The organism is Halocynthiibacter sp., from assembly GCF_049608145.1.
In the GTDB taxonomy this organism is placed as follows: Bacteria; Pseudomonadota; Alphaproteobacteria; order Rhodobacterales; family Rhodobacteraceae; genus Halocynthiibacter.
In genome coordinates this window covers 1-6,812 of sequence record NZ_JBMYXF010000087.1, presented here as the reverse complement: position 1 = coordinate 6,812, position 6,812 = coordinate 1, and the positions used below count along the sequence as shown (strand labels likewise).

Genomic DNA, 6,812 nt, shown 5'->3' with positions numbered 1-6,812 from the left:
ATTCCTTCTGCGGTGGGCTATCAGCCAACACTCGCAACCGACATGGGTGCGATGCAGGAACGGATTTCATCCACCAAGTCAGGTTCTATTACGTCTGTTCAGGCCGTTTACGTTCCTGCGGATGACCTTACCGACCCTGCACCTGCGACATCATTTGCTCACTTGGATGCGACAACGGTTCTTGATCGTTCGATCTCTGAAAAAGGCATCTACCCAGCTGTGGACCCACTTGGTTCCACATCACGTCTTCTGGACCCACTGATCATTGGTGAAGAGCACTATAAAGTTGCCACCGACGTTCAGCAGATCCTTCAGCGTTACAAATCCCTGCAAGATATCATCGCGATTCTTGGCATGGACGAGCTGTCTGAAGAAGACAAACTGGCAGTTGCCCGTGCGCGTAAGATTGAGCGTTTCTTGTCTCAACCATTTGACGTTGCGAAAGTCTTTACTGGCGCAGACGGCAAACAGGTGAAACTGGAAGACACAATCGCGTCGTTCAAGGCTGTTGTAGCCGGTGAATACGATCACCTTCCAGAGGGCGCCTTCTACATGGTTGGCGGCATCGACGAAGTGATCGCAAAAGCCGAAAAAATGGCTGCTGACGCCGCTTAAGGAGAGTGCCTGATGGCCGATACAATGCAATTCGATCTGGTCTCACCGGAAAAAAGCCTCGCGTCACTGCAAGTGACTGAGGTTCATATTCCGGGCACCGAGGGTGACCTCACCGCAATGGCCAATCACGCCCCGCTGATCACAACAATCCGTCCAGGCATCCTCAAGGTGCTTGGCGGTGGTGAGATGCTGGAATTCGCCGTAACTGGTGGCTTTGCCGAAGTATCTGCCGGTGCAACTTCTGTGCTGGCGGAACAGGCTGTGCCTGCTCTCGAGATGACACAGGACCTGCTTTCAGGTCTGGTGTCGGAAGCCACTGAAGCGCGTGATTCTGCAAGTGACGCGATGCGTGACGTTGCTGACAAACGCCTGAATGATCTGATCGCTATGGGCGCCCAGCTTGGTCTGAACGCCTGATCACATCAAAAACGTAACTGAAAATGTCACGTTCTTTGGAAAAATTTGAAAGCTCCGCCCTCGGGTGGAGCTTTCTTCTTTAATACCCGTGGATTGTCGTATTAAAATGGGGCGAGGGTATACTTCGCAGGTTTAGGTAAATGATGAGAATAAGCAGCCATCTTGTTGGCGTTGAAAAAGGCGAACAGACGTTGTTTTCCGATTTCGAGCACGATGGTGAAATGTGGACAGGCAAAGGCCCACGCCAAAGCCGTCAGGCCGTTGCTTTTTCCGAAGCTTTTTCCTCCCCGCCTGTCGTTCAGGTCAGCATGTCGATGTGGGACATCGATAAGCACAGCAATATGCGTGGCGACCTTCAGGCAGAAAATGTGACGACCACTGGTTTCGAACTTGTTTTCCGCACCTGGAGCGATTCCCGAGTTGCCCGTATCCGAGCCACCTGGATGGCCATCGGACCGCTGGAACACCAGGACGACTGGGAACTCTATTAGAGCTCTAGGCCACGGTACATTTCCCACCCAACGTATGTGTCCTTCGTTATATAAAGTTGGACGTCAGATCGGTATGGTATTGGAGTCTCTGGTTGTTGTAATACTTGACAAAGGCCCAACTCCCAAATCGAGGCCGCTTGGGCTTCGTGTTACCGCACTGGTCGTTGCGATGCGCACCGCATCTTGGCGAAATTTTCCTGTGTATCTCGTAGCCATTCTCAATCCCCTTTATAGCAATATTGCCTGAAGGAGATCGAACTAGACCAGGACAAGATCAGGCCTGCACCGGAAAGAATCGTTCCCATGGATCTGGGGCCAATCACTGCGCTCGCTGTAGCCGCAATGTTTAGACACAAAATCCAAAGCTAGTTTTGTCTCGTCGCGATTGCGTCCATTTCAAAACGACAACTTTCTGACAGTGGAGACATCGCAGCAAATTCGGGCGCTATATTAAAGATCATAAGCGCCGAAATATTGGCCTGGGTTTCGCTGATCAAACTTATAGAAAACGTCGTTCGCGTCGCTATTCCTCCCTCATCAAGATCCGCCCCGACGGCTTGCCATGTGTTTGTTCCTGTTGATTGCCAACCAGTGTGAAACCCACTGTCCGAAATCAACTGCCCCGGCGTAAACGGCGCTTGAACCCGCCGGAGACCGCTCGACAAATACCGATTGGAAAATGCACCCGCCTGAGACATCGCTCCCATCGGGCAGCCCGTCGCCCTTGTGTCTTTTAGCGTGATGCTCCAGTTTCCGGAAACGCCTGAAGGGACGGATGCGGTGGAGATTGCCGGAACTTCTGCAAGCTCCAGAGCACAATGCTGCATCGCGGTGGTTAAATCATTTTCCACCCAGCGCGGCTCACCCACATATGTAAAATACAAGGCGGTTTCCAGACCTTCCGGCGCTTCCAAACCATGAGATTGTTGCAGATAGTCCATGCTCTGGCCTGTTCCCCCAGAGATAATCCCTGAATCTCCACAGAGAAAATAGGGTGTATCAGCTTCCTTACAAGCTATTGGGCCCGGTCTTTCAGCAGTTAAATCAAGTCTCTCGCAGTGACCTGACGGATGCGTTTTCTCATGCTCACGACAGATTTCATTGGCCTGGTGGACACCGCGCACCCATTGGCCTGAGTTCAATGTCGCAGACATCTTGGGGTCCACAACAAGCAACAACGCCGCCGCATTGGGGGCCTCGTCTGCCAAGCCAGCAAGCAGGTTATATTCCTTTGCGGTTATTCCCGTATCAATGCGCACAGCGTTCCCGCTGTAACAGGTATAATATTCAGCTTTGACTGGCAGGGTACTCAGAAGGGTCAAAACCGCGGCTGTTATCATCGGTTTGTTCATAATATTCGCCTTTCAATCAATGGTCTGGAAGCAAAGAATGGCTTTGACGCAACATGTCAAAACCCGCAATGATCGTCTTTGGCGCGTCCATTTTTACGCAGAACTGGCCTTTATCACCGGCGAGACACACCGTGCCATTTGGCGTTGCCCCTTCCGCATGCCAGGTGATTGCATCTAGTCCATCGACATCACGGGCAATCACGCCGCCATTCCCAGCACGCAGCGGCGCGCGATAGCGCCACCCCTGTGGGAGCGCAAAGCTGTCGCGGTATTCGGAATTCGCGTAGTAACAGAATGCTTCCGTACAGGCGGGGGTAAACCCTTCGCCGATGATCGCGGCTTCACCATCTGAAATGGGGGCTTGTGAACCCGCGCGTCGCATTTCAATTTGAATGCTGGCATCATCACGACCAAGGGGAAGGGTTCCCTCAAAGAAATCACCCAAAGCATTCGGGTTTAACAAGCTGGTTAATGCACCTTGCGGGGTGTCCAGCTGCAACTGGATCATATTGATCCCGCCGGACGGTTTCATGATCACGTGAATATCTGCCGTACCGTCACCGATTTCGCCCGCTGGCAATTGCGTCACTGGCCCCGTGGCGCGCGCGCCCTGTGGAAGGTGGTCCAGTGACAGACGCAACCAGGGGCGCTGGGTGCTTTCATTTACGATTTCCCACTCACCCTGAAGTGCGCCGTGTTGTTCATCTGGCGTTTCATTGATGTCTGGGGTCGCGCCCTCTTGCGTTGTCTGGCTGGCATTTGGCCGCAGCATAATATGCAAGAATTTTGGGGTTTGGCGATGTCCCAAGACGGCTTCCCAGTTTTCAGTGTTTTTCACCGGGCGCATGGCACCGGAATATTCTTCAGGGTGATTGCCAAGGCTCACCCATCCATAGGCCGGTGTGCCGTCGGCATTCACCACCGTTGTGACAGAGATATCGACGGTCTCACCGACAGGTAAGTTGACCGGATCAAGCGGTGTGCCCACGGTCACACGCGCCATGCTGAACTGTTCGTTATGAAGGGAAGATGCCAGATTAACCTGTCCGATCTCAGTCATTGTGGCGCGATCTATGATCTCCCAGGCCCCGGTAAATACGGGGGCGATCAGGGATGGCGTGCCTTCTTCGCCCATGTAAAGGGCATGGTGATCCTGCATCATCTTTTGATCTTTATGATCGCCGGCGCGGAGTTCACGCATCCAGGCGTTCATCAGATTTCGCTGCGCCTGGGTATAAGCATTGGCGTTTTTCACCGTGCAGACGCGATCCGGCTGGTCAGTGTCACCTGCCTGGCTGTCGCAGTCCAGTATTTCGTAAGATACCATGCCCTCTGGATTGACCATGATCCATTCGCCGTTGGTCACATTCACCAGTTCAAAGCTCAGGCGACCATTCGAAGATCCCGGCTCCATCAGGCCGAAATTCTTCAGCACTGGAATATCGACCAGACCAAGGGATTCAAAATTGAAGGTGCAGCGTTCGTCATAGCAAATATATACGGCGTCCAGAACTCCACGAAGGCGTCGTGCGCCAGCATCTGCCGTGGCAGGAAGGTCGGCATTCACACCCGTCGGCAAAGCGGGGCCTTGTTCAAGGGATGTCACCGCAGCGGGTTGCATAAGCGACTGCATCTTAAGCCAGCCCTGCAACAGGTCCTGCTGTTGCCGCAGCGTCGGATCCGGCATGTTTGTAATACACATCATCTGTGCGGGTTCGCCGGTTGCCAGCTCACCTGTTTCGGAAAGTCCTTCACAGGTGGAATATCCCAAGTGCAGAAGTGATCCGGCGGGATCCGCCATTGATGAGTTTAACTCGAGCGTACCGTTTGAAGCTTCATGATAGAATACCACATAGGGAACGCCACCTTTTAGAACACCACTGCGATGCAACGTAACCCCGTGCAGAACAGGCATCGGAAACCCATTTTCAAAGCCCGGTATATTTTGGGAACATGCTGGGACGGTGCAGGTAAAACCGATTTCATAGGTCTCAGATGTTTCCCATAGCGCGATATTATTTGCCATTCCAGGGTGTGAATTCAGATGCTCATCTGAGACATGGATTTTCATGTCGTTTTGGGGGAAGACCTCTTCAGCAGCATTGGAATTTGCAGGTGGCACAACCGCATCTGCATCATCTTCCTGTGCGACAGCCCCAACGTGGATCTGCCCAAAATCAACCAGCTGTTGATCCCCATTGGCATCATAATAACTATAGCTCAGGTCATAGGTGCCATCGGCGTTCGGCAAGGGCAACATCGGACCCGCAGCTGTGTCGAGACCTTGCAGGCTCCAGGCCCCCAACTCAGCGCCGTCCTGGCTTAGGATCAGCTGGTTGCTCTGATAGACATGCCCTGTGACAGCAACAGGCAACTGACCACCCGCCGATCCATTGCGCGGGCCCGTCCAGCCGACCTGAGGTGCCTCGGTAAATTCAACCGGAAACACGGCGATCGGTGCGTCATAGCCTTTCTGGACCCGGATTTCATATGATCCTGCCTGTTCGGGCGCGGTCAGCCAATGTGGTGTAACACCGATTGAATCACTGCCGAACCGGGTTTCCCAATCGATGCGTTCTTCCGTGCGTGGGTCAACCAATGCGACTGTATATTCGGAATTGGGTTGAAGTGGTGCTGTCGCGTTCAGATAAAAGACATTCTCAGTGCTCATGGCATAAGGCCCGTTATTGGGCATGGTGAACCCGACTTCATGGGCTGTGAATGGCACAGAGATCGTTTCGCCCTCGCTCGCGGGGCTGACTTCCAAGCTGCCGTGACCTTCTGCCGACATTGCTTCAATCATCCAGACGCCGTCCGGCAACTCCGCAGGGAGTGCTGTCAGGATCTCAGCCGCATCTTTGCGTGACCCGATAACGATGACCTCGCCGCTTTCTGTGTTGGTTGCGCGATAAGTTAGCTGCGTTGGGCGTGTTGTTCCTTCCGTTGTAACGATCTGAACATTCAGAGAAAATACACCACTGCTGGCTTCTTCCTCCGGTGCTGTCGGCGCGGCGATGTCGCGTAAAGCGTCTCCCAGACCATTGGCATCGCCCGCATCAAAATACTGCCCGCCGGTATTATCCGCGAGACATTGTAGTTGTGCCCGTGCTTCGGGATCGGTCACATCAAAACCAACCACATGTGCAGTAAAATTCACACCAAGGCGTTCCAGTTCCGCGCCAACGGCACATGGATCTGCAGAACATGTTTCACGGCCGTCGGATACCAGAACGACAGTTGCGCTTTCTTCGGTAAATCGCAGGGTTTCAGCCGCCAGACGTACCGCATCAGACAAGGGCGTTTTCCCACGCGGGTTCAGCCCGTCTACGATCTGCCCCAAGGCTGCGCTGGACCCCGGCGCAGGTTCGGAGATCAGTTCAATATCTGAACAATCGCCTTTGCGCCGGTGCCCATAAGCGATCAGGCCTGCATTTACATTGCCCGCATCCCAATCGGCGGAAATGGTACCAAATGCATCACGTGCAATTTCAATCTTAGTGACGCCATCAATCTGTCCCCACATGGACCCGGAGACATCGAAAACGACCATAACATCATTGGCAGTGGCCTGCGAAAGTGCTGGGGAAATCAGGGCGGTACAAAGGCTGAAAGACAGGGGGATTATAGTGCGAAAGCTCAATGGCATCGTGACCTCAATAAAAGTGAAACTTAACAAATACTGCTTATTAGCATGTATTCGTGATTTCTCAAAATGGTGCGGGGTGATGCGGACAGCGAGAAGCGAACCGTCCCGGGTTTACCGGAGGGTGAAACACTCCAAAGGTGATCCCCATGACGAAGCGACCCCATAGCCCCGCCTATCCTTGAACTTTGCCCCTGTTTCCAGACACAGTCGGGTACCTTCCCCTATCCAAGAAAGGGGTGTAAGGTGCGGTTACTCGTGGGACATCTCGTTCTGTGACTATCGCTTTTCTCT

Annotated in this window: 4 protein-coding genes and 1 pseudogene; 3 read left to right on the top strand and 2 right to left on the bottom strand. The window is 53.3% G+C overall.

Annotated elements, in window-relative coordinates:
- The 3 genes and pseudogenes from ACPGUT_RS15600 to ACPGUT_RS15590 all read left to right on the top strand — a co-directional run.
- Nucleotides 1-615: pseudogene (locus ACPGUT_RS15600) on the top strand (F0F1 ATP synthase subunit beta); the annotation flags it as partial.
- 12 nt (nucleotides 616-627) lie between these two features.
- Nucleotides 628-1,032: a F0F1 ATP synthase subunit epsilon gene (locus ACPGUT_RS15595; RefSeq protein ID WP_423992965.1), complete on the top strand. Its 405-nt coding sequence runs from the start codon at nucleotides 628-630 to the stop codon at nucleotides 1,030-1,032.
- Nucleotides 1,033-1,172: 140 nt separating this feature from the next.
- Nucleotides 1,173-1,523 (top strand): H-type lectin domain-containing protein, encoded by a 351-nt coding sequence (locus tag ACPGUT_RS15590; RefSeq protein WP_423992963.1) that lies wholly within the window; start codon nucleotides 1,173-1,175, stop codon nucleotides 1,521-1,523.
- 365 nt (nucleotides 1,524-1,888) lie between these two features.
- Here ACPGUT_RS15590 and ACPGUT_RS15585 read toward each other — a convergent pair whose 3' ends face one another.
- Entirely contained in the window at nucleotides 1,889-2,875 is a 987-nt protein-coding gene (locus ACPGUT_RS15585; RefSeq protein WP_423992961.1) for a hypothetical protein, read from the bottom strand.
- Between the two features lie 16 nt (nucleotides 2,876-2,891).
- Nucleotides 2,892-6,521, bottom strand: coding sequence for a vWA domain-containing protein (locus tag ACPGUT_RS15580; RefSeq protein WP_423992959.1), 3,630 nt, complete (start codon nucleotides 6,519-6,521; stop codon nucleotides 2,892-2,894).
- Nucleotides 6,522-6,812: the final 291 nt, after the last annotated feature.